At 45.2% G+C, this 25,424-nt stretch carries 23 protein-coding genes; 10 read left to right on the top strand and 13 right to left on the bottom strand.

All coding sequences use genetic code 11. The features are described from left to right. Positions 1-68: 68 nt before the first annotated feature. On the bottom strand, positions 69-878 hold the full coding sequence (locus H9J30_RS07345; RefSeq protein WP_240130426.1) for a hypothetical protein: 810 nt from the start codon (positions 876-878) through the stop codon (positions 69-71). A 320-nt stretch (positions 879-1,198) separates the two neighbouring features. Here H9J30_RS07345 and H9J30_RS07340 point away from each other — a divergent pair, with 320 nt between their 5' ends. Next, a complete protein-coding gene (locus H9J30_RS07340) occupies positions 1,199-1,441 on the top strand; it encodes a hypothetical protein (RefSeq protein ID WP_240130425.1) in 243 nt (80 codons plus the stop codon). 15 nt (positions 1,442-1,456) lie between these two features. Here H9J30_RS07340 and H9J30_RS07335 read toward each other — a convergent pair whose 3' ends face one another. The 3 genes from H9J30_RS07335 to H9J30_RS07325 all read right to left on the bottom strand — a co-directional run bounded on the left by H9J30_RS07335 (position 1,457) and on the right by H9J30_RS07325 (position 3,349). Continuing rightward, positions 1,457-1,963 carry a YgjV family protein gene (locus tag H9J30_RS07335; RefSeq protein ID WP_240130424.1) on the bottom strand — a complete coding sequence of 169 codons (507 nt, stop codon included), beginning with the start codon at positions 1,961-1,963 and terminating at the stop codon, positions 1,457-1,459. A 126-nt stretch (positions 1,964-2,089) separates the two neighbouring features. Further along, positions 2,090-2,698: a Crp/Fnr family transcriptional regulator gene (locus H9J30_RS07330; RefSeq protein ID WP_240130423.1), complete on the bottom strand. Its 609-nt coding sequence runs from the start codon at positions 2,696-2,698 to the stop codon at positions 2,090-2,092. A gap of 24 nt (positions 2,699-2,722) precedes the next feature. Next, the gene (locus H9J30_RS07325) at positions 2,723-3,349 is read right to left on the bottom strand and encodes a fumarylacetoacetate hydrolase family protein (RefSeq protein WP_240130422.1); all 627 of its coding nucleotides are present in this window, start codon (positions 3,347-3,349) and stop codon (positions 2,723-2,725) included. 206 nt (positions 3,350-3,555) lie between these two features. On the opposite strand from H9J30_RS07325, the gene H9J30_RS07320 reads away from it, so the two are divergent. Continuing rightward, positions 3,556-5,583, top strand: coding sequence for a methyl-accepting chemotaxis protein (locus H9J30_RS07320; protein ID WP_240130421.1), 2,028 nt, complete (start codon positions 3,556-3,558; stop codon positions 5,581-5,583). 144 nt (positions 5,584-5,727) lie between these two features. Here the strand turns inward: H9J30_RS07320 and H9J30_RS07315 are convergent, their stop codons facing one another. From H9J30_RS07315 to H9J30_RS07300, 4 genes are all read right to left on the bottom strand, one after another. Then, a complete protein-coding gene (locus H9J30_RS07315; RefSeq protein ID WP_240130420.1) occupies positions 5,728-6,741 on the bottom strand; it encodes a succinylglutamate desuccinylase/aspartoacylase family protein in 1,014 nt (337 codons plus the stop codon). 69 nt (positions 6,742-6,810) lie between these two features. Then, entirely contained in the window at positions 6,811-7,350 is a 540-nt protein-coding gene (locus tag H9J30_RS07310) for a MarR family winged helix-turn-helix transcriptional regulator (RefSeq protein ID WP_240130419.1), read from the bottom strand. A gap of 164 nt (positions 7,351-7,514) precedes the next feature. Continuing rightward, positions 7,515-8,078 carry a PhnA domain-containing protein gene (locus tag H9J30_RS07305; protein ID WP_011071746.1) on the bottom strand — a complete coding sequence of 188 codons (564 nt, stop codon included), beginning with the start codon at positions 8,076-8,078 and terminating at the stop codon, positions 7,515-7,517. 133 nt (positions 8,079-8,211) lie between these two features. Beyond that, positions 8,212-10,425 carry a TonB-dependent receptor domain-containing protein gene (locus H9J30_RS07300; RefSeq protein ID WP_345795842.1) on the bottom strand — a complete coding sequence of 738 codons (2,214 nt, stop codon included), beginning with the start codon at positions 10,423-10,425 and terminating at the stop codon, positions 8,212-8,214. Positions 10,426-10,638: 213 nt separating this feature from the next. Here H9J30_RS07300 and H9J30_RS07295 point away from each other — a divergent pair, with 213 nt between their 5' ends. Then, the gene (locus H9J30_RS07295) at positions 10,639-11,346 is read left to right on the top strand and encodes a DUF2461 domain-containing protein (RefSeq protein WP_240130417.1); all 708 of its coding nucleotides are present in this window, start codon (positions 10,639-10,641) and stop codon (positions 11,344-11,346) included. Positions 11,347-11,431: 85 nt separating this feature from the next. Here the strand turns inward: H9J30_RS07295 and H9J30_RS07290 are convergent, their stop codons facing one another. Then, positions 11,432-12,043, bottom strand: a complete 612-nt coding sequence (locus H9J30_RS07290) for a TetR/AcrR family transcriptional regulator (RefSeq protein WP_240130416.1) — start codon at positions 12,041-12,043, stop codon at positions 11,432-11,434. Between the two features lie 155 nt (positions 12,044-12,198). Here H9J30_RS07290 and H9J30_RS07285 point away from each other — a divergent pair, with 155 nt between their 5' ends. From H9J30_RS07285 to H9J30_RS07265, 5 genes are all read left to right on the top strand, one after another. Further along, positions 12,199-12,825: a glutathione S-transferase gene (locus tag H9J30_RS07285; RefSeq protein ID WP_240130415.1), complete on the top strand. Its 627-nt coding sequence runs from the start codon at positions 12,199-12,201 to the stop codon at positions 12,823-12,825. A 62-nt stretch (positions 12,826-12,887) separates the two neighbouring features. Further along, positions 12,888-13,556 (top strand): glutathione S-transferase family protein, encoded by a 669-nt coding sequence (locus H9J30_RS07280; protein ID WP_240130414.1) that lies wholly within the window; start codon positions 12,888-12,890, stop codon positions 13,554-13,556. A 179-nt stretch (positions 13,557-13,735) separates the two neighbouring features. Next, positions 13,736-15,112 carry an RsmB/NOP family class I SAM-dependent RNA methyltransferase gene (locus H9J30_RS07275; RefSeq protein WP_240130413.1) on the top strand — a complete coding sequence of 459 codons (1,377 nt, stop codon included), beginning with the start codon at positions 13,736-13,738 and terminating at the stop codon, positions 15,110-15,112. Positions 15,113-15,581: 469 nt separating this feature from the next. Then, positions 15,582-15,740, top strand: a complete 159-nt coding sequence (locus tag H9J30_RS07270; RefSeq protein ID WP_011071739.1) for a small highly charged protein — start codon at positions 15,582-15,584, stop codon at positions 15,738-15,740. A gap of 440 nt (positions 15,741-16,180) precedes the next feature. Continuing rightward, complete coding sequence (locus H9J30_RS07265) at positions 16,181-19,306, top strand: NAD(P)-binding protein (RefSeq protein WP_240130412.1); 3,126 nt, start codon at positions 16,181-16,183, stop codon at positions 19,304-19,306. A 57-nt stretch (positions 19,307-19,363) separates the two neighbouring features. Here the strand turns inward: H9J30_RS07265 and H9J30_RS07260 are convergent, their stop codons facing one another. Then, the gene (locus tag H9J30_RS07260; RefSeq protein ID WP_240130411.1) at positions 19,364-21,031 is read right to left on the bottom strand and encodes a diguanylate cyclase; all 1,668 of its coding nucleotides are present in this window, start codon (positions 21,029-21,031) and stop codon (positions 19,364-19,366) included. A gap of 197 nt (positions 21,032-21,228) precedes the next feature. On the opposite strand from H9J30_RS07260, the gene H9J30_RS07255 reads away from it, so the two are divergent. After that, a complete protein-coding gene (locus tag H9J30_RS07255; RefSeq protein WP_345795839.1) occupies positions 21,229-22,080 on the top strand; it encodes a DMT family transporter in 852 nt (283 codons plus the stop codon). 57 nt (positions 22,081-22,137) lie between these two features. On the opposite strand, the gene H9J30_RS07250 is transcribed toward H9J30_RS07255, so the two are convergent. The 3 genes from H9J30_RS07250 to H9J30_RS07240 all read right to left on the bottom strand — a co-directional run bounded on the left by H9J30_RS07250 (position 22,138) and on the right by H9J30_RS07240 (position 24,749). Next, a complete protein-coding gene (locus H9J30_RS07250) occupies positions 22,138-22,677 on the bottom strand; it encodes a YfaZ family protein (RefSeq protein WP_240130410.1) in 540 nt (179 codons plus the stop codon). 162 nt (positions 22,678-22,839) lie between these two features. Next, positions 22,840-23,349 carry a GNAT family N-acetyltransferase gene (locus H9J30_RS07245; protein ID WP_240130409.1) on the bottom strand — a complete coding sequence of 170 codons (510 nt, stop codon included), beginning with the start codon at positions 23,347-23,349 and terminating at the stop codon, positions 22,840-22,842. A 29-nt stretch (positions 23,350-23,378) separates the two neighbouring features. Then, the gene (locus H9J30_RS07240; protein WP_240130408.1) at positions 23,379-24,749 is read right to left on the bottom strand and encodes a magnesium transporter; all 1,371 of its coding nucleotides are present in this window, start codon (positions 24,747-24,749) and stop codon (positions 23,379-23,381) included. A gap of 147 nt (positions 24,750-24,896) precedes the next feature. On the opposite strand from H9J30_RS07240, the gene H9J30_RS07235 reads away from it, so the two are divergent. Further along, complete coding sequence (locus H9J30_RS07235; RefSeq protein ID WP_240130624.1) at positions 24,897-25,382, top strand: glutathione peroxidase; 486 nt, start codon at positions 24,897-24,899, stop codon at positions 25,380-25,382. The last annotated feature ends 42 nt before the right edge of the window (positions 25,383-25,424 follow it).

Raw genomic sequence — 25,424 nt, 5'->3', positions numbered from 1 at the left:
GCTAGATGAAATAAATACCTCAGCCGAAGCTGAGGTAAAAATAACTTAGCACAAGGCCAAATATTAACCTAATTTAGCGCTTTAATTTCAGCTGCACTGACACCTATTTCAAGGGTTTTAATAACACTTGGCGGTGTTGTCATGGGTTGATCAGCGGCTCTTTCGCGGTAGGTAACGGCGACTTTAAATGGGGCTTCAAAGGGATAAACGGGCTCAATATTATCGACCTCAATACGATCGCCAATAAATACACTGCCTAGTTGCTGCAAACGATTGTGTCCATAATCTAGGCTAAACAAGCCGAGATACCAAAACACACCTGAACCTTGGTTAGTCACAATAAAAGGCGCCACAAAGGGCATGGTTTGCTGCTGTGGATCATCCTGTAATGGTGCATCACTTTGGGTATCTGGCTCTAAAGCAGGGTCGAAATTAAGCGGCGTAATACGTAAATAATCCAATAACACTCGGCCTTTAGCCTCGCCATCTTGATAATCCCCAATAGCAAACTCCGTTTGTTTAACGTTAATAAAGTGAGTTAACACCACCGCTTTGTGGCTGTCTGGTAAGCTCACTTCAAATGGATTGGCGGTATTTAAGCTAAACAGCTTAAGCATCACTTCAGAGGCATTAACAACAGGCTTAACTTCACTGGGTACCACAGATTCAATCGCATCTTCGCGGCTCGCAAATTGTGCTTCTTTAGCTTGTGCCTTGGCATCGGCTTTAGCCATAGCCTCATCATATTGCAGCACTTGACCATCTTCCATGACCATATAAATATCATCGTTGGTCATATTAAAGCGATAAACACCTACGGCCAGAATAGCCAGTACTAAGACTGTCGCCGCGATGGTTAATTTAACAAACATACTCATTTTCTCCCCCATTTCCCTACGCGCTGCATCATTTGCGCGGATGGCAAGACCAGCCTTGCTGATAGCATCAAAAAATAGCCCGTTCTACAAGGCTAAAACAGCTTATTTTTGCTTTTAGTCAGTCCAAGTTCAGCAAGTTACCACCCGCTTCTCTAATAAATTCAAGCCAGCTTGATAGGCGAATTTTAGGGTACATTGCCGACTGCAGATGATGGGAAACGATTTAGGCTTTTCATTCATGTTCCCAATCGGGCTATAATTCCTGAGCTTAAGCACCTGTTGTTTCGAAAAATCTCCGAGTATTAAGGATTTTATTGCCTATGACCAATGCATCTACCAGCCCCTTTGCGGTGTTAAACCAAACCACTGCGCACTCGTTTAATGAACAAAAAAACTTAATTAAACGTGTCTTTAAGGGTAAGCCAGTGCAATGTCCAAGCTGCAATCAAACCCTTAAAGTGATATTGCCAGAAACGGCCAAAGCCGAGCAAGCCGCGGGGATTTTCTGCCCTAAGGGTTGTACTGATATCGAATTAGATATGCAAGCCGTGGCAGGCATTTAATCGGCGGCTTTCGCCTTACGATGGAGTTAATTTTTCGCGCAAATAATGCCGATAATAGCCCACTAAATTGCTGCCGATAAACAACATTTCCATTAATACCGCAACGGGCGACCCCACTAAGATATTGTGGATTAACCAAAAACTGGTGCCGACAATCATCAGTAGCCGCAAGTCTTTATCACGCTGACAAAAAGCCGCCCGGGTTTGAAATAAGGTGCCAAGGCAACTGATTAAACTCGTTATGCCGCTAAATGTCAGCGCGCTCATCACGACCGCTGCGCCACTAAAACCCCACATGGCCTTTTTAGACGTTGTAAAAATGCTGGTGAGATAACGCACCGTGGCAATCCCCATCAATCCCGCTGCGGTCCATTGCGCTAATAAGCAAAAGTGGATTGAAATCAAGATCCCCGAAATAAACAAGCAGGCGACAATACGTTCGCGCGCCTTAAATTGAAACGATATCAAATCAAATACAATGGCAATGGCCACCAATAGTTGCGACAGGGTAAAAGCACTCAACAGAAGCTCCTTAAAGGTTAGGTATAGGCTCAGGAATAAGCCCAATTTGCTTGGATTAGCAATCGCTAAGGAGCATGAAAGGAATAGTCTTTAAACGCATTAACTTAAGTTAACTGGCAGAAGATTTTACCGTGAATCTTGTAATCGTTTACGGATCCGCGACAAGCTAATGGAGGTAATACCAATATAATTAGCCAGTTGGGCGTGGGTTAAACGAGTCACCCACAGGGGAAAATGTTCGAGTAGATATAAGTAACGTTGCTCTGGCGTATTGAGTAGCAAAAAAGCTTCTTTTTGTTCTTTATAGAGTAATTGCTGTTTAAGCAGCGCCAGTTGAACGCCCTGCATCGCGGTATCATCCAGTATTGAGAGGGGCATTTGCACCAGTTTACAGCGCGTTACGGCTTCGAGTTGATAAGGAGCAACCTCCTGCTTTAGCCAACTGATATACAAAAAACACAGCTCACCCTCGAAATAAAACTCTTTGCAACGCTCAGTCCCCTCTTGGGCATAGTGGCAGGCCCGCACTATGCCATCTACCACATAATAGGCCGATGTTTGTTGCTCACCTTGGGACAAGAGCACTTCGTTAGGCTGAGGCTCCAGTATCCGCGCCTGTGTCTGCAATGGCGTTAAAGCCGCCGGCTTAGCACCGAGTGATAAGAGATATTGCCACAGGGGCTTAATCGCCAGCTCAGTAGCAGACTGAGGTGTGAAAGCAGATAGCGCCATCATCTTTTAACCATTCATCCTCTGTGATTACAGGCTCAGCCACTGATGCTCAACCAAAGGCGTTTGCTTGACCGTATCTTTTATATGTAACGCCACCTTAAACATGCTATTAGGCGCTATGCTACCCACCCCTTGAGGCGTGCCTGTCATCACAATGTCGCCGTCTTCTAAAGTAATAAAGCGTTGTAACTCAGACAAAATCGTCCGCGGATTATAGATCATTAAATCTACATGGCCTTCTTGGGTTAACACCCCATCAATGCATAAGCTAAATTGAAATTGAGCATTTGCGTCATCAATGGCAACAAAAGGGCTAAAAAGCGCTGCACCATCAAAGGCTTTGGCTTTTTCCCAGGGTAATCCCTTTGCCTTAAGTTTACTTTGCAGTTCACGCTTAGTCAGATCAAGCCCCACGCCAGCATGGCTAAAGCGCCCCTGCTGGTAGATAAAACACAGCTCGGTTTCATAGTGCAGTGTCTCACCGAGATGCTGGGAATATAATTGAGCACTGATGGCCGAGTTTGGCTTAAAAAACACCACCATATCATCGGGGATTTCATTGCCGAGTTCATGAATATGGTCCACATAATTGCGCCCAATACAGAGGATTTTGCTGGGGGCAATGGCTTTGTTTTCTAACATCACGGTTTTCATTAACACTCCTTTAAACATCAGCGGGCAACATAATTATCCAAGCCTTCTTCGTTACGGCTTTACTCTGGCAACTCTCTGCTACACTTATTTTTATACTCCAATAAAAACAAGCAACTAATACTTGTGATCCGGCGTATTCTTCCCTTGTCCACTCGATGTTACAGCCTGATTTGGCTGACATCATAGACGAAAAGGTCGATGACTCAATGTTAACACTCAGTATCAAGCAAAAAATGCTGTTAAGTTTCAGTGCAATTGGCATTCTACTGTTGGCTGGAAACAGTTTTTTCTACTACTCACTCCACCAAGTACAAATCAGCTATAGCAATATTGAAACCCTCGCTGTCCCCGTACAAAAACAAAGCGATAGTTTACAACTGGTATTAGTCAAAATGTCACGCCTTGCGACATTAGCCCATAGCCAAACTAGCTCTGCCGAATTAACGCACAGCCAACAGGGATTTAATGCCCTAGAGCAAAAATATCAGAACATTGAAAACGAGCTAAAGCAACGCGTTAGCGACCAGTCACAAATGCAATCATCCCTTAATGATGCACAAAAACACTACCAAGCTTATCAGCAACAAACCCAGGCCATGTTTAACGCTAAGCTTGCCAATGAACAGGCAAAACAGCATTACCAAACACTTTTAAATCAATTTATTGAGGCTAAAACCCAAGCCAGTAATGCCATGATTGATTTGGAGACAATCTCACTACCTGATAACCCTGCCCTACTTGAGGAGATTATCGGAACGGGGACACGCATTGACGATATGCTTTACACGCTAACAAATACCCTGTCAGAACTGACCCATGCTCTGGACGTAAATACGGTCAACTCCCATAAGCAGGACGTTGCGATTTTACTGGGGAATTTAAATACCAATTTTTCCTTTCTTAAACAACAGTCAAGTGGGATAGACACGTTAGGATTACTGCAAACTTTTGAGCAACAAGCGTCGATCCTCAATCGGTTAGTTTCAAGCCCTGGCGAACTTTACCAAGCCCAGCAACAAGTAGTTGACACCCACACACAGGCAGAGCTGCACTTTAAAAATGCCGAACAGGAGTTTAATGCCAATACTCTTGCACTGGATAAATTAGTGACCTTAGCCGACCGACGTTTTAGCCAACTACAAAATATTGCTAATAGTGATATTCAACAGGGGCAAACATTAGCGATAGCCCTCACGGTAATATTTGTATTGATGGTGAGCTTTATTTCATTTTTCACCCTCAGAGCCATGCTCACACCGCTGTCTCTTGCTAATAGTGCCCTTGCAAATATTGCACGGGGAGATTTATCGAAACGCATTCCAAAACGTCACAATGATGAATTTGGTAAACTTATCGATAACATGAATACCCTATGTGATGATCTGGCAAAACTGTTAACCCACATCAGTAATGACGCTCACTCATTAGATAATTCCGCGACACAAACGCATCAGCAAGGCCAAAGCATCGCTAATGCAGCATCGGCACAAATTGAGCGAATTAATGGCACGAAAGCCTTAACAGAACAAATGTTTACTAGCTCTAACCTCGTTGCGGAACAAGCAAGTAGTTCGGCAACACAAATCACCCAAGCGTCGCGACATAGTCAGCAAGCACAGCTTATTGCCGCCAATAATCAGGCCCAAATTGCCGAGTTAAGCACTGAGTTGAGTGAATCTGTTGCTATCATGTCGCGCCTGAGTGCACACAGCCACAATATTGGCGGGATTCTCACCACCATCAGTAGCATTGCGGAGCAAACTAACCTACTCGCCCTCAATGCCGCCATCGAAGCTGCAAGGGCAGGTGAACATGGCAGGGGGTTTGCTGTTGTTGCCGATGAAGTGCGTTCACTCGCCTCAAGGACACAAGCCTCAACCGCCGAAATCCAAAAGATGATCTTAGCCTTACAACAGGAAACCACTACGGCCTCGACGGCCATAAGCTCTGGGCAAAAACAAGCCAACGACTGTGTGGAGCAAAGTAAAACACTCCACCATGCGATCGCTCAAATTGAAGCCACATTCAGTGCAATTAATGAGATGAGTTTACAAATAACCCAAGCGGCCCATGAACAACTCGATTACAGCAGACATATTGAATCCAGTATGGGAGAGGTCGCCCTCGCGGCAGATCAAAATGCCCATGAGGCTATGGATATGGCAAAACGCAGTGACCAAGTGACTCAATTAGCCCACTCGCTCACCCGCTCTGTCGAACGCTTTACACTTTAGTGATGAGCAAATGAGACTTGCGTGGAAGTATTAATAATGCTGCGGCACAAATCGATATAAACAGGACAACAACGGCCACCAGCAATCTAATGGCCACTTTTTTCTTAAACATCAACAAAATAACAAAAATGAGAGAATAACAGACTAAGCATATTCCATTAAAAACTCATCGAGTTGCTCATTAGCGATTTCAATCTCGTCGCCTTCAAACTGTGCAATATGGAACATGCCCTCGCCTTCATTCGTCACAGGTATATTGCTGATCCCGATGATAATACCATCCGTTGGCGCACGAATGGCCACACTGTCGCCCCCATGCGGACTGACAATATGGGCGATGATATAACCCTTATTGACCCGCTGACCAAGTTTGAGCTTCATATTGACTAAGCCATCGGACTCACTGCGGATCCAATAGCTGCGTATCGCACTCACACTGGCAATTTTATTACTGACACGCCCCTTAAGCATACCAAGACTACGCATCACATTGAGCACGCCCTTAAGACCCGACTTAATTGCAAGCTCACTAAAGCGCAGCGCCTCGCCCGCCTCATACAAAATACAAGGAATGCCCTGCTGGTTAGCATAGCCACGCATCGACACGCTACGCGCCTTGGAATGCATGATAAGCGGCGCACCAAAGGCATTCGCCATGGCGAGCATAGTCTCATCATTAGTATCACAGCGAATTTGCGGCAAGTTATCTCGATGAATGGCGCCCGTGTGTAAATCAATCACATGGGTTGCATGAACCAGTAATTGGGTCGCAAAAAGGTTGGCTAAACGGCTCGCTAATGCACCTTTACTCGAACCAGGGAAGCAACGGTTGAGATCGCGCCTATCGGGCAAATATCGGGATTGTTGAATAAAACCAAACACATTCACAATCGGCACAACAATCAAGGTACCGACCAGATTTTTAGGATTAACCCGTCCCAGTAAACGCCTACAGATCTCAATGCCATTTAATTCATCACCATGAATGGCAGCGCAAACCAGAAGCGTTGGGCCGGGTTTTACGCCATGAAACACTTCGACATGAATATCAAGCTGGGTATCGGTATAGAGCTTGGCTGCAGGTAACTTAATCCCCATTTGCGAGCCTGCAATCACTCGCTTGCCTTCAATCTCAAATGCTTCGCGTCTTTTAACCATAGTCACTCCCTGATACACATTGCGCCTTGTGTGATAACTCAAACATCAAGGCATGACACGCTTAAACGGTTATTCCCCTTCAAACTGGGTTAACCAATGTTTTAGAATCTGCTGCAATGCCGTGCGCTCGGCACTTGGCACCCCCGCCAATAACGCATGTTGACATTGCAGATGTTTGGGTAACGCTGCATCGATCAGTACTTTACCTTCGGTTGTTAAGGACACATGCACAGCGCGGCGGTCTTCCTTACTGTGTTCACGGGCAATTAACCCTTTATTTTCAAGCCGGTCTAAGCGGCTAGTCATGGCGCCAGAACTTAACATCATACTTTGATACAGCTGCGAGGGTGATAGTGTGAAAGGCTCACCAGAGCGCCTGAGTGTCGCGAGCACATCAAACTCTCCCTGACCTAAACCAAATTCGCCATGGCATACCGCAATGGCGTTTTCCACATATTTTGTCAGCCGCGCGATGCGACCTAAAACTGCCATAGGGACAAGATCATCCGTAACACCCTGAGTCTGCCACTGGCCAATGATTTTATCTAATCCATCTTCTGGCGAAGTGAATCTCTGCTTTGCGTCGAGTGATTGTGGTATTTCAGCCATGGTGTTATCTCTATATAAAGATTCTTTACATGCTAACCATTTTATCGCCTATTTTAACGATTTGTATATGCTTTTAGTGGGCAGACAAGATTCAATTCTGCATAAAAAACCGCCCAATCTATAACAAATTGGGCGGCTTAGATGACGGGCTAACAGATTGTCGTTTAAGACTTTTTAACAAAGCACGTCAGGATCACAATGCGAGTACCATTGACGCGGCCTTCAATATGCTCTGGATTATTGGTCAGCGCAATATTACGTACCGCAGTGCCACGCTTGGCCACAAAGCTGGTACCTTTTACGTTGAGATCTTTAATAATTACCACAGTATCACCCGCGTTAAGCACGGCACCGTTGCTGTCTAAAGTCGGTGGCGTATCATCGCTGGCGGCAGCGGCTTCTGCGTCGCCCCAAGCGCGTAAATCATCTTCCAGATACAACATATCCAGCAGATCCTGCGCCCAGCTTTCACCACTTAAGCGTTTTAGCATGCGGTATGACATCACTTGAACCGCAGGGACTTGGCTCCACATGCTGTCGTTCAAACAACGCCAGTGGTTCATGTCCATCGTATCCGGTGCGGCGATTTGGCTGCTGCAATTTTCACAAATCATGATCTCGTTTTCATGACCATCGGAAGCTGGTAAGTCATAAATAGCGAGTTCAACATCGCTTCCACAGAGTTCACATTTGCCGCCACAGCGAGTTAGCAATTCATTTTCAGTCATTTTTCTGTCTACATGCGTAATAAAACGCGGATTATGCCATAAATTGGCTTTTCACGGCAGGGGGGAAGGCAAGATAACCCTATTTTTAATATGCGTTATCTATTGACTATCCCACCAGCACTACATTTTATCTTTAAAACTCATAGGCTAAGCTAAGTCTCACATCACGCCCAGCGGCGGGAATACCGTCCGATAAAAACGGCGTCACCTGCTGATTTGTGAGATTTTTTGCCATTAAACGTACACTCAGCCCTTTTAAACTATCGAGGGGTTCATAGGCTAGGTATATATTTTGTAGAAAGTAATTCTCACTTGGGGATTCTGCATTAAAAATATCGCCTTCAGGCACATTATCCTGTGCATCATACCAAGTTCCCTGCCAAGCGACTGAAATGTCATCCGTAATATACATACCCACCCGCAGGCGAATATCCAGCGGCGCAATGTTGGCAAGGTATTCATCCTCACCTTGGCTATCTTTGAGTGATCCACGATGCTCGCCCTGTAACCAAGATACAGCTAAGTCACTGAAAAAGCCTTGATAACGGTATTGAGACTCCAGATCGGCACCGTAGATATCATAACCATCAAGATTGGTATAGCCGCTTTGGATGGCTTGATTAGGATCGGACTTCGCCCCACGGCGCTGGGCAATATCATCGCGTCCAAGGTTAGCATATACGGTGATTTGGGTTGAAAGCGCATCTTGATCGGCAAAAAGATCGGTTTGCTGGTTCATCAAACCCAATTTAAAGGCATGTAAACGCTCAACCTCGATATCGCGGCTCGTGGCCGTAATGCTGGCCTTGGCATATTGCACCGCATAAATTTCATCGACAACAGGCGCCTGTAAACTGTAGGCGTAATCAAAATTCACTCGGGTATTAGGTGTTAATTGGTAATCCACGCCCAATCTTGGTGAAAAGCCTGAGTGGTGAGTCGAACTATAATCATGCCCTGCAGTAATATCATTATAGTCGGGAGCAATATTAGGCTTACCAACACTGTAGATAAAATCATATCGTAATGAAGGGGTTATGGTCAGTTCATCTGTTAGGCTTATTGCATCTCGCAGATACGCCGCATAGGTATCTTGACGTCCCTCAGGCTGATAATAAGGGGTATACCAGCCGAAGTTTTTCTCAGGATTCTTCTCATAGCTTTTATTAAAGACTAATGAAGTCCTATCGAGACTCCGAAACTGCAATCCCGCGGTAATTTCATGGGCACCAACAACACTTAAGTTATTGATGTCGATATAATCACGTTTGTAATCCAACCAAGATTCATGGCCGAAATTGCCCACCGATACCGTCATTTTCTCCCAAGCAATCGGCGGGCGAATCCAATGCCGCGCATTGGCAGAATGGGACACTACAATTTGTGTATCAATCAACGGATTGCTGGGCGAGTAACGGTAATTTGCCGACCAAGTATTGTCTTCATAGGTGTTGTAGGCCGTTGTGGCATAAAGTGCCTGTTCATAAGAGCCGTATTTACGAATATTAAAGTCAGAAATCGCGGGCATGGGTCCACGACGATTGGCCCAAGGCTTACGACCTTCATCCAAATAATGGGTCACGCTTAGCATAAGTTGATGATCGCCCTGCTCATAATCAACTTTACCTAGGTAATTATTTTGCTCATAACCTGAGTATTCGAATGCTTCGCCATTGGCGAGCGTCACATCCTGCGCATCGCGACGGGTAAAATGCAATAAGCCAGAAAGTTGTTGATTAGCTCGTCCATAAACCGTTCCCGTATAGCTTTGGGCGTCGTTATTACTGGCGTAACTGGCTTTAACCCTAGCACCAACACTTTGGTCATATTTTAAAAAATCATCCGCCGATTTAGTGACAACATACATAGCGCCACCAAAACCACCGTTGCCAGAGCGCACATCGTGGGCGCCTTTAATCACTTCTACCCGTTTAATTAAATCCGGATCTAAGAAAAACGACCCATAACGATATTGCTCAAACCCCACGGGGGCATTATCCACATAAACGTTAAAATCTTCGGTTTCACCAAATCCCCACACATTGATACGCTCGCCACCGCTGCGAGTGCCACCATCAATATGGGCTCCCGCCATATCATCAATGACCTCGGCAAATGTGGTCGCTTGCATCTCTTCAATTTGCTCCATCGAGATGATCGCTTCTCCCGGCTTAGTCATGGTTGTCGCCCGACGATATTGCTGACCATGGACCGTTAAGATCTCAATTGGCTCAACTTTAGGCGCACCTAATACTTCTTTGGCATTAAGTGGCAAGGCAGGTAACGCACATAAGCCTAAACACCCAATCATTGTTTTAGATATCCCTATCTTAGGTTGATATCCCATCCTCGCCCCCTGATACAAAATGTAAAAAATAGGGCGGCATTATAGGCATCAAAGACAAAGATGAGAATAATTCTCACATAGCTTTACATGTAAATCATAAACAGATTGAAAAGTCTGATAAAAACTATAAGAATCCAGCCTTAAGAACGTACACTTGCGGCTGCGAAGGCGATCAAACGGTCTGCTTTCAAGTACATCAAAGGTTTTAGTAATATGACGAAGCTTACCGCTCAACCCCAGACTGAAGGGACATTTACAGTCGCCAGCTTAGCGTTTCTCAAACAACTGGCTCAACATAATTCCCGCGACTGGTTTAAAGCCCATCAGGATGAATATGAAGATAACGTCAGAACGCCCGCACTGCGTTTTATCGAGCAAATTCAGCCTCATATTATTGCGATTTCACCAAGGCTAACCGCGGTAGCTAAAAAAGTCGGTGGTAGCTTAATGCGCCCGCAGCGCGATAGTCGCTTTAGCAATGACAAGACGCCCTACAAAACCAATGTGGGGATCCAGTTTCGGCATTTTCAGGGGAAAGATGTGCATGCGCCTGGGCTATATTTGCACATCGCCGAAGACGATTGTTTTATTGCCGCGGGTATTTGGCACCCCGAATCGAAAGCGCTCAATGCTATTCGCACTTGTATTGATGAAAATCCCAATAGCTACAAAAAGGCGCTGCAAACCTTAACAGATCATGGATTTATGATGGATGGTGATAGCCTGACTCGCCCGCCAAAGGGATTCGATAAACACCACCCCATGCTAGCCGAGCTCAAGCGCAAAGACTTTATTGCGGTAAAAAATATTCCCTTTGAGCGGCTCTGCCAAGTGGATGCCGTCCATTACTGCGCCGAGCAATTCGCCCATTGTAGCCAGTTAATGGCTTACTTGTGTTTTGCCCTCGAATTGGACTTTTAGTTTTTGTATAAGTGTTTATATAAGTTTTGCAGTTAACGAGGCCAAGCATTCACTTGGCCTCATGCTTTTCGGTTTTGCTTAAGCGCTATTTTCCATCAATCGGTTTAAGTGGTGTTAATGCCAAACTCTTAAGATATTCGCTTAATACCCCAAATGCATTATCCAACAAGGCATATTCCTTCGCCTTACCTAGTACTCTAATCCCTTGTAATTGCAGCACTAAAAATGCCGCTAACGCCTCAGGCTGAACCGATAAGCTTAACTCGCCCTGCGATTGACTGTGCGTTAATACTTGAGTAAAAGTCGATTGCAATTGTGCAAACCTCCGCTGGCATTCCTGCTGCACACAATCATCATCGAGACACTTTTCCATTAGCGCATTCTGCATAAAGCAGCCGTATTTTTGCTCACGCTGTAAGGCCACAAATCGCACGAGATAAGTCAGTATGTCTACGAGTCCAGCCTGCGGATGCAACAATTTTTCCTGTGTTCCAAAGGAAAAATGGTCGAGGTAAAACCGCAGGCACTCGCGATACAAACTCTGTTTATCGCCAAAGCTGTTATACAAACTAAAGCGATTAATACCTAAATGCTCAACCAGATCGGCAATCGAGGTTTCGGCAAACCCCTTCTGCCAAAAGAGTTCCATTGCGAGGATGAGCTTTTCTTGTCTATCAAAGTTACAGCTACGAGCCATGGACGAAACCTAACGTTATTCAAGTGGTAAACGAAATATCTTAGGACAAAAACATTCTTGACTGACCGTTTAGATATGGCGTAAATTTTATCCTAACCGATCGTTCCGTTAAAGTACTATTTGACAGCACATCCTCATCAGAACAAGGAAATTCCATGAAGTTATACGAATTAGCCCCTACGCCAAGCGCAAGACGCGTCAGTATTTTCCTCGCAGAAAAAGGTATTGTTATTCCACGTGTGAATGTTGATATTCGCAGCGGTGAAAATCTCAATCCCGAATTTAAAGCAAAAAGTACCAACGGCCGTATCCCCCTGCTCGAACTTGATGATGGTAGCTATCTGTGTGAATCTGTCGCCATTTGCCGCTACTTAGAAGAAATCCATCCCAGTGAAACGTCCTTATTTGGTAACAATCCGCTAGAGCGTGCCAAAGTAGAAATGTGGCAACGTATCATTGAGTTGCAAGGTCTGATGGTTGGCTTTCAAGCCTTTAGAAACCTAACGGGTATCTATAAAGATAGAGAAAATTGCATCGAAGCATGGGGCGCAGAATCACGCCAACGGGTCATTGACTTCCTACCGACCTTGGACCAACAATTAGCCCAATCAAGCTATGTGGCGGGTGATAACTTTACGATCGCGGATATTACCGCATATGTTTTTATCAGCTTTATTAAAAACTTAGATATTCTGGTGGATGATTCCTTGCCCCATATTCAGGCTTGGTTTGCGACAATGGCGCAGCGTCCTGCGATAGTGTCGCTTAACCCCAAAAACTAACAACAACGCCTTGATTAGGCGTTCAAGTTCAGTATCAACGAGTCAAGACTTAAAGGATTACTATGATTGATTTATATACCGCCGCTACCCCAAACGGCTTTAAAATCTCCATCGCACTCGAAGAAATGGGGCTCGATTATCGAGTACATAAGTTAGATTTCAGCACCAACGAACAAAAGCAGCCCGAGTTTCTCGCCATTAACCCCAATGGCCGTATTCCAGCAATTATTGACCGAGATAACGATGACTTTGTGGTGTTCGAATCTGGTGCGATCCTGCTTTATTTGGCGGAAAAAACCGGTCAGTTCCTGCCTGCCGATCCGAAAAAACGCTCTCAAGTCATTCAATGGCTGATGTTCCAGATGAGCGGCGTTGGCCCGATGATGGGTCAAGCGAACGTATTCTACCGTTACTTCCCTGAAAAAATCCCAGCAGCGATAGAACGTTACCAAAAAGAAGGTCGACGTTTGTTTGAGGTAATGGACACTCAATTAGCCAAACATCAATATCTTGCGGGTGATGAATACACTATCGCCGATATTGCGACTTGGCCTTGGGTACGAATCCATGAATGGAGCGGTATCAATATGGTAGGTCTACCCCACTTACAACATTGGTTAGACGAGTTAGCACAGAGGCCCGCCTGCCAAAAGGGCATTGTGACCCCACCACCCGCCGTAATGACAGATGAAGAACGTGCAAAGCAAATTCAAAAGATGGTGACTAAGTAGGTCAATATTTCCTCTCGCGCACATTCGTTTTTACCCATCAAGCCCCAATTCAGTATTGGGGCTTTTTTACTGCTAGCGATACGTAAAACTGCTACACTCTGCGCCACTTATTTTTGCTTGGCCATATTCATCCCACCGGATGGATGTCACTCGGCCGAGCCCCTTTTCAGGCTAACTTTATGGGCAATCCAAACGGCTTATCATCTATCACTATTCACTCCGCTTTTAATATCGAACCGCAAACGCCCGCGCAAAAACGCGCGTTGAGCTATGCCAATACCATTAAGTTGTTGTTTGATGAGATTTTAAGCGCAAAACAACCCGCTGACCGAGTATTAGCGAACTACTTTCGGGAACATAAAAAGCACGGTTCGAAGGATCGCAAAGTCATCCGCGAATCGCTATTTAGCCTGTTCCGTTGGTGGGGCTGGTTTAAAGCCGCAGGCGATTATCAGCAGGCGGAGCACTTTTTTTCAATGCTGAGCGCCAGCGCCTTACTTGAAGCGCACCCTTGGCAAGACATTGCCCAAGCGTGGCATGAACTCTCTCAATCGACTCACGATTATCAACGCTTACAATCCATCCCCGTTAACAATCTCACGGATAAGTTGGCGTTAGTTCGGCAATTATTCCCTCAGGTAGTCTTGGAACTGACAGATTTATTACCCGAGTGGTTTTGGCAGGTTTGTCCCATTGATGCAAAGCGCCGCCCCAATTTGATAGAAGCCATGTCAAGCCGTCCGCCTATTTGGGGGCGAGCACAGAGCATAAACAGCCAAACTGCGGTGAGCCAATTGCAAGCATTAGGCATTGAGGCGAGTCTCAGTCCATTTTTTGAAGATGCGATCAATCTTGGCAGTAAAAGTATGAATCTCAATGAAATTACCCTCTACAAAGAAGGTAAAATTGAGATCCAAGATTTAGCCTCACAGGTAATAGGCCAAATTTGTGCACCTGAGCCTTGGCAACACTGGTGGGATGCCTGCAGTGGCGCTGGAGGTAAAACTCTGCAATTACGTTCATTAATGCAAACCGCTGCAACCAAGCAACGTACACCATTACAGGGCAGCATAGTGTCATCGGATATTCGCGCCAACGCCTTAGAAGAACTTAGCAAACGCGCGCAGCGAGCACAGTTTGATGGGATCAGCATTGCGCGCTGGCGCAGTGATGTCCTTCCCGTAGCCACCAACTATTTTGATGGAGTATTAGTCGATGCCCCCTGCAGTTGTACTGGCACATGGCGACGCAACCCAGATATGCGCTGGCTCGATACACTTGACGCCGTGATGGATAAAGCAACGTTACAGCTCGATATTTTAAGCCGCAGCAGCAAGGCGGTAAAAGCGGGCGGAACCTTAATCTATGCCACTTGCTCACTGTCACCGGTTGAAAACGAGGAAGTCGTTTCAGCCTTTTTGCAACAACACCCAGAGTTCAACTTATTACCGATACGCCACCCCTTTACCGGTGAACAAACAGAAATGTTGACCGTGTGGCCCTTCGAAGCTAACACAGATGGGATGTTTGTTGCGCGAATGCAACGTAAACACTAGGGTATGTTGACGTTTCGAGATTAAATTTTGTTCGTTCTGGCAAGCTCGTGCTCGCGAAACGACGAATGATGCGTAGTTTACTCAAATGACGAGCGGCTCTTCTGACAGACAGTAAGCGCAAGGGCTTGCCAGACGAACCCTTCGGGCAGCAAAAATAACCCTGAAACGTCAACACGCCCTAGCACTAACTCCTTATTTTTTATCAGAACTTGGCACTCTTTCCCAGAGTGCCATTTTTCACATAACTTATCAGATTAACGAGTCAGTTAATTTATTCATTTAATAATCATTAAGATAAACCATACGCACCACAGTCAAATCCCTAAAAGCGTTCTTTAACTCGTCAAAGCCCCTTGTTGAACAAAACTTTTCACCATTAGTGATTAAATATTTCACTTTAGCTTAATCGCACCTTTGGGTAAAAAGATCGAGTGCTGAGAATGGCACAGATATTTTTGGAATTTTGACCATGTCACACTCCTATGAATTTGAAGACGATGATGCGCCATGGGGCGATAACGTCAAAGGTAAGCAAAAAAACAAACGCGTAAAACAACGTCGCAGGGATACTAAGCGCCGTTATTCTGATGATGCAGAGGTGGATTTCTATCAGCATAAATCGAAGTAACCGACCAACGACCCGTTTGCCTTAGCAAATTCGATCTTTACCAAACCAGTCAAATCCCAGCAAGTTGGAGCCACTCCAACTTGCTAGTTAATTCAAATATTTCCCTTCTGCTTTTCTTTTTAATTCAATTGTAAAATCAATAGGCTAATTAGTTTATTTACCCTATGCTTTTTAGGGTTTGTTAACGCATTCATCTCCATTACTCGCTTCAACTCCGAGTTAAGAGATGGATAAATGCAATCAACAAAGCAAAAACTTAAGTAGTTACACGCAAACGTACGCTTTGCGCTGATAACAAGGTGAATTTACGCGTCAATAGCGAACCTATTGCAAGTAAACTCAACGCAGTAAACGGTGCAAAGAGCTGTTAAATATATATTTATTATCCCGAGCTGAGGTTAGCTACCTTACACATTTTAACGGGTTTAAAGGATGATCCCATGGAAAAACAACGCCCTGATTTTATCTATCCTCAAGGCAGCATGTTAATGCACTCTCCCTTGGTGTTGAATAAAGCCGATATGTACGGTTTCTTTCTCAAGGGAAAACTCGCAAATCTTCAACGCTCTATCGATAAAACACTGAATCAAGTCGCAGGTAGCGCCATGTACTTTAAAGTCTTGTCGCCCTATGTATTGACCACCTTTACTCAGATAGAAAAAGCTTATTCAGACTACCCCACAGATAGAGCAAAGGGCTGGATCCAAGAAACCGACATCATCACTTGGGTTATGGTCGGCCGTCAGGACAATAGCAGCAGTACAAAAATCAGCCATGTATATTTTCAGCCACTGCATATCTGGGTAAACGATGCGATGGCCTTAATCAATGGCCGAGAGCTATTTGGTTATCCTAAGTATTTGTGTGAATACACTATGCCCGCGGTCGGTCAGCCGTTAACTCGCCTCTCCCTTGCCGCAAAAAGCTTTTTACATTTTAGCCCTGACACAGAGCTTGCCATGCATCCGCTGCTTGAGGTGAATTGTAATGCGAAACCAGAGGCGCAGCTTTCAACGCTCGAAGCGATAACCCAAACCTGGCAATTCTTTAAGGAACAAACAGATTTTATTCCGGATCTTGATAAACTCGGTGAAGAGCAAATCTTCCGTCTACTGTTTAAGCCCGCTATCGATCAAGTATTTTTAAAGCAGTTCCCCGATGCGTCAGGCCAAAAAGCCGTTTATCAAGCGATTACTGCATCGCCCGCTAAGGTCAATAAAGTACACAGCGTTGCACTACTGGAAAATGATTTTGTCGCCACCCTTTTTGACAATGCCAGTTTCCCGCTCAAAGACACTCTTGGGGTTGAACTTGGCGAGCAACACGTGTTACTGCCCTATCATGTAAACTTTGATTTTGAAGTGCCGCCGGGCGAAGTGCTCGTGGATAACTCGGAAATCAAAAAACAGAAAATTGCCATTCTAGGCGGCGGTGTCGCAGCCATGACCGCAGCTTGCTACCTCACTGATAAACCCGGTTGGCAAAATCAATATGAGATTGATGTCTATCAACTAGGTTGGCGAATCGGTGGAAAAGGAGCAAGTGGTCGCAATGCGGCGATGGGACAGCGTATTGAAGAACATGGTTTGCATATCTGGTTCGGATTTTATCAAAACGCCTTCGCCTTGATGCGTAAAGCCTATGAAGAATTAGACCGCCCGCCCGAAGCGCCACTGGCAACCTTTTTCGATGCCTTTAAGCCCCATCACTTTATTGTGCTTCAGGAGGAAATCAATGGTCGCTCCGTCAGTTGGCCTATCACTTTCCCATCATTGCCGGGGATCCCTGGAGATGGCACTGAAACCTTAACCTTCTGGAAGGTCGTTAAAGCCGCCTTTGCATGGATAAAAGAGTGGCTTAAGGATATGGACACCTTACTCGAAGCCGATGAAAAGGCCATGGAGACACCTAAAAACTGGCTCGATACTCACTGGTTTGAGCAATTGAAGGATAAATTAGAAAATTCCGTTGAAGATGCAATGGAGTCCCTCGACGCCTTGGGTGATAAGCTAGAATGCCATTTTAATCAGATGATTGGCCGTGAATGCGATGAGCATGTGCATAGCCTGAGCGATGATGGACTGGTCGAATCCGCCGTCGATGCCCTGCACCAACGACTGGTAAACCGCTTTAGCGACCATTTAGACACCAATGATGATTTGCGCCATCTGTATATCGCCGTCGATTTAGGCTTAACCATATTAAAAGGCATGTTTGTCGATAATGTGTTTGAAAAAGGCTTCGATGCCATCAATGACTATGATTACCGCGAATGGCTAACCAAACACGGCGCAAGCCAAAAATACACTGTCGATAGTGCGCCTGTGCGCGGTTTCTATGATCTTGTTTTTGCCTACGAGAAAGGCAATTTTGACCAACCCAATGTTGAAGCGGGTACTATTATTCGCGCCATGCTGCGTATCGCCCTTTGTTATCAAGGTGGGATCATGTGGAAAATGCAGGCTGGCATGGGCGATGTGGTCTTTAGCCCCTACTATGAAGTACTCAAACGTCGCGGGGTCAACTTCCACTTTTTCAATCGAGTCGACAATCTAGAATGTCGTAACAACAGTATTCAAGCGATTGAAATCACAGAGCAAGTCGCACTTGATCCTTCGGTGGAGAGCTACAATCCTTTGGTGGATGTAAAGGGCTTAGCCTGTTGGCCAAGCACACCTAATTATGAGCAACTTGATACCGCCCAAGCGGCGCTACTAAAAGCCCATGATATTAATCTCGAACACTTTTGGAGCGATTGGGACAATATCTACGAGGCAGAATTTGGCCAAGCACTACCGAAAAAACGTCTGGTCAAAGGAGTCGACTTCGACAAAGTGATTTTTGGCCTGTCAATCGGCTCGGTTCCCCATGTGGCTAGTGAAGTCATGGCGCAGAGTCCGGCACTAAAAACCTGCGTAGATAAAGTGCAGGCAGTAGCGACCCAAGCCTATCAACTGTGGATGGACCAAGATCTTAACGGAATAGGTTGGCCAAATTATTCAGAGGATGGCGAGCAGCCTGTATTATCAGGATTTACCGAACCCTTTGATACTTGGGCCTCAATGGATCAATTACTCAATAAGGAGGACTGGCGCGGCACTGAGCCTAAAAATGCCAGTTATTTCTGCTCGGCTTTGCCCGTTGATATTTATCCACCGCGTACCGATATAGGTTTCCAGCAACGTAAAACAGCCGAAGCCAAGGCGGGTGCTATCCATCAACTCAACACAGAAATTCATAAGCTATGGCAGCATGTTGGCGACACCTTCCCGTGGGAATGGTTACATGATGAACAAAACCGCCAAGACGAGGCACGCTTTGATAGCCAATATTGGCGGGCGAACGTGGACCCTTCCGAACGTTATGTGTTATCGGTCAAAGGCAGTTCACAATACCGGATAACCACGGATGGGACCGGTATCGACAATTTGTACATGACGGGCGACTGGATTAAAACTGGCCTTAATGCCGGATGTGTTGAAGCAGCCACGATGGCGGGGATGCATACTGCTAAAGCAATTTGTGGCCATCCAGCAGTGATAAAAGGTGAAAAAGACTTCGGCTAGTCGACAGAGGGGCTGCATCATGCAGCCCCTCTGTATCGTGGTATTTTTTAAACAACGTTAGAGCGAAACAATTTCACCCGTAAGGGTATCGGCATATTCCTGACGCCGTTTTTCCATACGCGAGTGATATAAACTCGTATCAGCGCTACGAAGCCATTCATGGGGATTGGCTACATCAGCATTAATCGCAAGACCAAAACTAAACTGGCAATCCCTAAAGCCCTCGGTAGCAAATTGCGCAGTTAATCCTCTTAGCGTGTTAACAAAACTCGTCACACCACTCGCAGGCAGGATAGCAACAAACTCATCACCACTGATTCGGTAGATTTTAAGTTGAGCAATATTGGTCGATTGCAAAAACTGCACAAGTCTTTGTAGTAAACGATCCCCCTCTTGATGCCCTAAGGTTTCATTCACCATTTTGAGGCTGTCGGCATTGAGCAGCACCAGCGCCATAGGGTTAACGACCTTATTGGCAAAGGCTAATTGAGAATTCATATATTCATCAAAGGCATAACGGTTACCTACTCGCGTTAAACCATCAAGCCGTGCTTTTTCCCAAGCAATACCCAACTCTTCGATGTGCGCCTTACGTTCCTCAGACATAAGCTTAAGTTTATTCGCCAAAGCAAGGGATAACAGTAAGGCATCCACAGTACCGCCTAGTAGAGTGGCAAACTCAGCGTGTTCAATAAAATCGGGGGTAATTCCCATATTACCGGGTAAAATAATGACTGCGGGTAGCAATAAACAGGTAAAAGCCATAATAAAATAGCGTGCGGGAGCAAAGCCTTTCATCAAGCACACATTACCGCAGGTAATCGCCAATGCAATCCACAGCATAATGAGTACAGAGGCAATAATCGCGGTATAGGGCAACAACCAAATGCTGGTTGGTAAGGCTATAACACAGGCAATCAACAAGTATTGGCTAAGCCGCCACAATCGAGGTGAATAACTAGGAAGCTGCAAAAAATGCTTGTAGAACATAATGTTAAATATCGGCAAACTGATAAAAAACAGATGATGTAATTCAAGCTGATGGAAGTTAAATAAGTGAGCGGGTAAATGGAACGTCAGCGCCCAACCACCCAAATAAGCCAATACATATAGGCCGTAATACAAGAATGCCTTGTCAAAAATAGAGATATAAATCAGTAAATTATAACAAGCGATAAACAGTAATCCGCCCAAACAAAGCAGTATCGCCATGGCCATGCGGTCAGTCGTTAACTGATGTGCCTCTTGCGACTCTAATGCCACTTCAGGCGCGGAGGAGAAATATTGACTGCTGAGTCTGGTCACTAACCAATAATCCGTGCCCATATTCAGCCTAACCTTGCGCCCATAATCGAACAAAAACTCATAGGGCGCGTAGTAACCACTGTGGGCGAATTGTACGGACCCATCACTGCCAAGCAACCAATAATCCACTGATTCAATAATTGAATTGCTGGCATCTACTACCCAACGTGTTTGGCGACTATTGACCATCACAGGGGAAACCATCCAATAATCACCGCCAGCAAGACTGACCGAACTAGCCTCCTTTAATTGACCCATCCACTGGGTGACCTCTTTAAAATCAGCAGGCGGAAGTTGATTAGCCTCGGCATGGAATAAGTAGGGGGAATCCAACGCAATTTCAGCGCTAAGGGTAAACGGACTAAAAGTCCAAAACAGCAACAAAAAGCACCAGAAATTATGCAAGTTAGTTTTGCTCATCGGTATTTTGGTTTATATACCCGCGTCGAATCCTACGCAGAAAATCAATTTAGAGTGTTAACTTTATGACTACATTTTATTTTTTACAATTCATTAGGCTAAATTAGTCGGCAATTAGGGGCATTATGATGATATTTTAGTCGTTAACGTAAAGAACCACACTTTAGCTCCAATATCAGCTTTTAACTTGGATATCTATGGCACCTTTATTGATGATTTTAGCGGCCCAATTGTTGATAGCCAGCGGTAACCTATTGGTTAAGTTGCTTGAAACTAACGCGCCAGTGTTTCAACTTGTGCTTTATCGCCAATTATTTGCCACTCTTTTGGTACTGCCTTTTGTCTGGCACCTACAGGGAAATCTAAAGTTAAGTCCCTTTTACAAAGTCCACTTAAGCAGAGCCTTGTTAATCGGCTTAGGTAACGCCATTTTTATGTTAGCAGTATTACATTTACCCCTTGCAACTGTCACCGCGGTTATTTACACCTCACCGCTGATACTGCTGTTATTGTCAGCATTCTTTTTAAATGAACGCATAGGCTACCGACGCTCAGTAGCTGGCCTCATTGGTTTTACGGGAATATTGCTGATTAGCCAGCCGACCGAAGTTAATCTCTATATTGGCTTAGCTTTTTTTGGTGCAATGATCTCAGCAATAAATAGCCTCATTTTGAAGGCATATTCAACCCATGAGCATCCATTTTCAACACTCTTTTGGTCTAATGCCTTTGCGATGGTTTTTCTGATACCAGCAACCTGCTATGAGGGCGCAGATTTTAGTCTACCTGTAGCCCAAGTTGGGTTAACTTTAGGCGTGTTTTATATCGGAATGACCTACCTGATTATCCACGCCTATCGACGCGCAGATGCCAGCCAAATTGCACCGGTGGAATATACTGGTCTTATTTTTGCGGCACTGCTTGGTTGGTGTTTTTTAGATGAAACCCTAAGCGTTGTCGTTTGCATAGGCATTGGCTTGGTGATTTTTTCATCCTTACTGCCAAGCTATGGTGAACTGAAAGCAAAATGGAAAAGCCGGCGAAGGTAACCTTGGCCGGCTTTAAATTCGAGGTAGCTAATTTAGGCCGCCAATTTGCTGCTTCGATTAGAAGCGGAATTTACCGCCAATGTATGCACCATCTTCAAAGGTAAAATCACGGGCATTATCGTATTCGAAGGCAATTTTACGGTAACCGACATAAAGCGCCATATTCGGATTTATGTTGTATTGTACCTTTGAATCCAACTCGTATTGACCATCGACATCACCGAAAGACAATACCGATGGCGCATAGTAAGCTGCGGCTTGCAAAGAAATATTTGGCCCTAACGCTAAGGCATAACGAGCACCGACTGATACAGTGCTTCCGTTTGGCGCCTCGTCAGCCCATAATTGGCTTAATTTAGCCCCAACTTCAAAATGATGTACACCGGCATCGTGAGTCATATGAATTGCGCCTTGGGCAATATGACCGCTATCGTCTGAATAAATGTACCCTAATACGGCATTGGTATCTTTATTCATTTGCAGTTCTAACTCAGTAGAAACGACATCGTTGTTTAAACCAAGATTAAATTCTGACGCATTCACTTGCAGCGCAGCTGCACTCAATAATAAGACACTTGCAACTCGGAACTTAGCCATAAAACACCTCAATAATGACTGTGGGTAATGGCGCGGATCATACCGAATAAAAAAAGAAAATCTGCATATTTAGGCGTTTGGAGCCAAGATTTTTGAATTTGAAACCAAACAGAAACCGATATAAAACACCGAGAAAACCAAAAGCAAACAACTGCAAAACATTTAACTCACAGGTACACGCTCCCCCACCAGAGTTTGCATCGTGCCGACAATATCGACTTCGTCACCCAAGGCTAAGTAATACCACCCCACAGTATTACCCGTCCCCCGAATGCTCAAGTAATTACGCCAAAAGTGAAACCCGGCTTTGAGTAAATTTACCCGACTGGCGTGATTCTCATCTCGGATCGTGGCAAACAACAAGGCAACCCCCTGCGCTTTAGCCACTTCAATCCGCTTAAGTGTTAATCCTTGGCCGATACCTTTGCGACGAAATAAAGGCGATACCACCAGATAACCCAGCTCCGCCACATTGCCTGTGCCCGCTTTAATCGCGGCGCAGCCGACAATCTCGCCTGCGATGGTTTTCGCCAACACTACCGCGCGCGAGCGCGCAAATGCCTGATGATCGAGCGGGTGAGCATTGTCATCCCGCTGGTCAATTAATGCGGCCGCGGCCGCTAACTCTTCAGGGCTTTTGCATAAGACGTAGTGAATATCGTTGTGATTCATATCAACCAATTACACGCTTAATATCAAACTCAAAGGTACAGCATTGTCGCCATGCCAAGGAAAGTGAAAAAACCCACTACATCTGTCACCGTGGTTAAAATCACTGAACCAGAGAGCGCCGCATCCTGATTAAACCGCTGTAGAATCATCGGCACAAACACCCCAGCTAAGGCCGCAACCGCCATATTGATCAAAATTGCACAGCCAATCACTATGCCAATGATACTGTCGGCAAACCACCAACCCGCAACTAACCCAATCACTATCGCCCACAGGGTGCCATTCACTAATCCAATCCCTAACTCGTTCTTCATCAAAGAGAATAAGTTACCAGCAGAAATTTGCCCCATTGCCATACCACGGATCATCAGCGTGAGCGACTGGCTTCCCGCAATCCCGCCCATAGAAGCGACTATCGGCATCAACACGGCCAACGCTACCACTTGGGATAATACATTTTCAAATAAGCCAATGGTTGCCGACGCTAAAAAAGCGGTGAGTAAGTTAATCCCTAGCCACACCGCTCGGCGCTGGGCACCTTTTAAAATCGGGGCAAATAAGTCATCGGACTCATCCATACCTGCGGTTGCCATTAATTGCGCTTCATAGTGCTCACGCACTAAGGCGGTAGCAGCTCTTAAGGTGACACGGCCGATTAGCTCCCCTGCGTCATCAATGACAGGTAATTCGATTTCACGACTATGTTCTATCGCTTCAGCCGCATCGAGTAATGTTGTGTCCGCGGTTAAGGCACGACTATCTTCCGATAACAGCGAGATCAGCGGCTCATGGGGTTCGTGCTTAAAAATATCATAACGTCTAACAGTGCCGAGGTATTTATCCGCTTCATCGACAATAAATAAATTGTCGTTACAGTCGAGTTCTATTCGTCTAAAAAAACGCTGTGCCTGTGCGACTGTGGCTTTATCGCTGAGCACTAACATTTGGTGATCGGTATAACGGCCAATTTCATTTTCAGAATATTGATCGTACAACTCAAACCGCTGCCGCTGACGCTCGCCCATTTGGGCCAAGGCTCGGTCAGTAAAGCTTTCGGGGAGATAATCACTCCACTCAATCAAATCCTCAGGACTTAATTGGGCAAAAAGCAGATCGACCTCGTGATCGGGCATCTGCTTGAGGATCCCCATACGGGGATCGGCACGCATTAAACTCAGCACCGTTACACGTTCACTAAACTCAACCTGCTGCCAACGCTCGTAACGCTCGTCTAAAGGCAAGGACTCCAGTGCTAATGCAATCGTGCCTGGCTCAGCTTCATTTAAGATTTCACTGAACACTTCAGCTTGTTCTTCACCTTCAACTTCAGTGAGTTGCTGAACAACTTGACCAACATCGGCCTGTGTGTTTGTTTCGTATTCGGCTTCATGTTCAGTCACCTAAACACCCTTCTACTGAGATAAAAATTAACGTAACTATATTGATATTGAAGAAGATTAGCAAACCAACAAAATAAGTTGCACGCAAATTGATTGATCGCAATAGAAGTTTTATTTATGCTAATCTTCACACTTAAGGAGGTAATGATGACATCCACTATCTATCGCCATAACGCAATCGACATTCAGGGTAATCCAACCCCATTGACACAATATCAAGGTAAAGTGATATTGATTGTAAACACCGCCAGCGAGTGTGGTTTTACACCACAGTACAAGGGGTTAGAAGCGCTTTATCAAGAATACAAAGCGCGTGGATTTGTGGTTTTGGGCTTTCCCTGTAACCAGTTTGGCGCCCAAGAAAAGGCTAATGAGCAAGGGATCAAAAGCTTTTGCGAACTCAACTTTGGCGTAAGCTTTCCACTGTTTTCGAAAATTGAAGTCAATGGTGAACATACCCATCCTCTCTACCAATATTTAAAGAAAGCCGCTCCCGGCCTGTTAGGCACAGAACGCATAAAATGGAATTTCACCAAATTTTTAATCAATCGTCAGGGGGAAGCTGTCGCTCGTTTTGCACCGACAACCAAACCAGAAGACATTCGCGACAAAATAGAGTCACTTTTAAAATAAGTAGTCCACTATCTCGTTGAAACTTATGTTTAATAAAAAATT

The sequence above is a fragment of the Shewanella cutis genome (assembly GCF_022410515.1).
GTDB classification, from domain to species: domain Bacteria; phylum Pseudomonadota; class Gammaproteobacteria; order Enterobacterales; family Shewanellaceae; genus Shewanella; species Shewanella cutis.
Note: the sequence above shows the minus strand (reverse complement) of the source record. Positions and strands in the feature narration are given on the sequence as shown.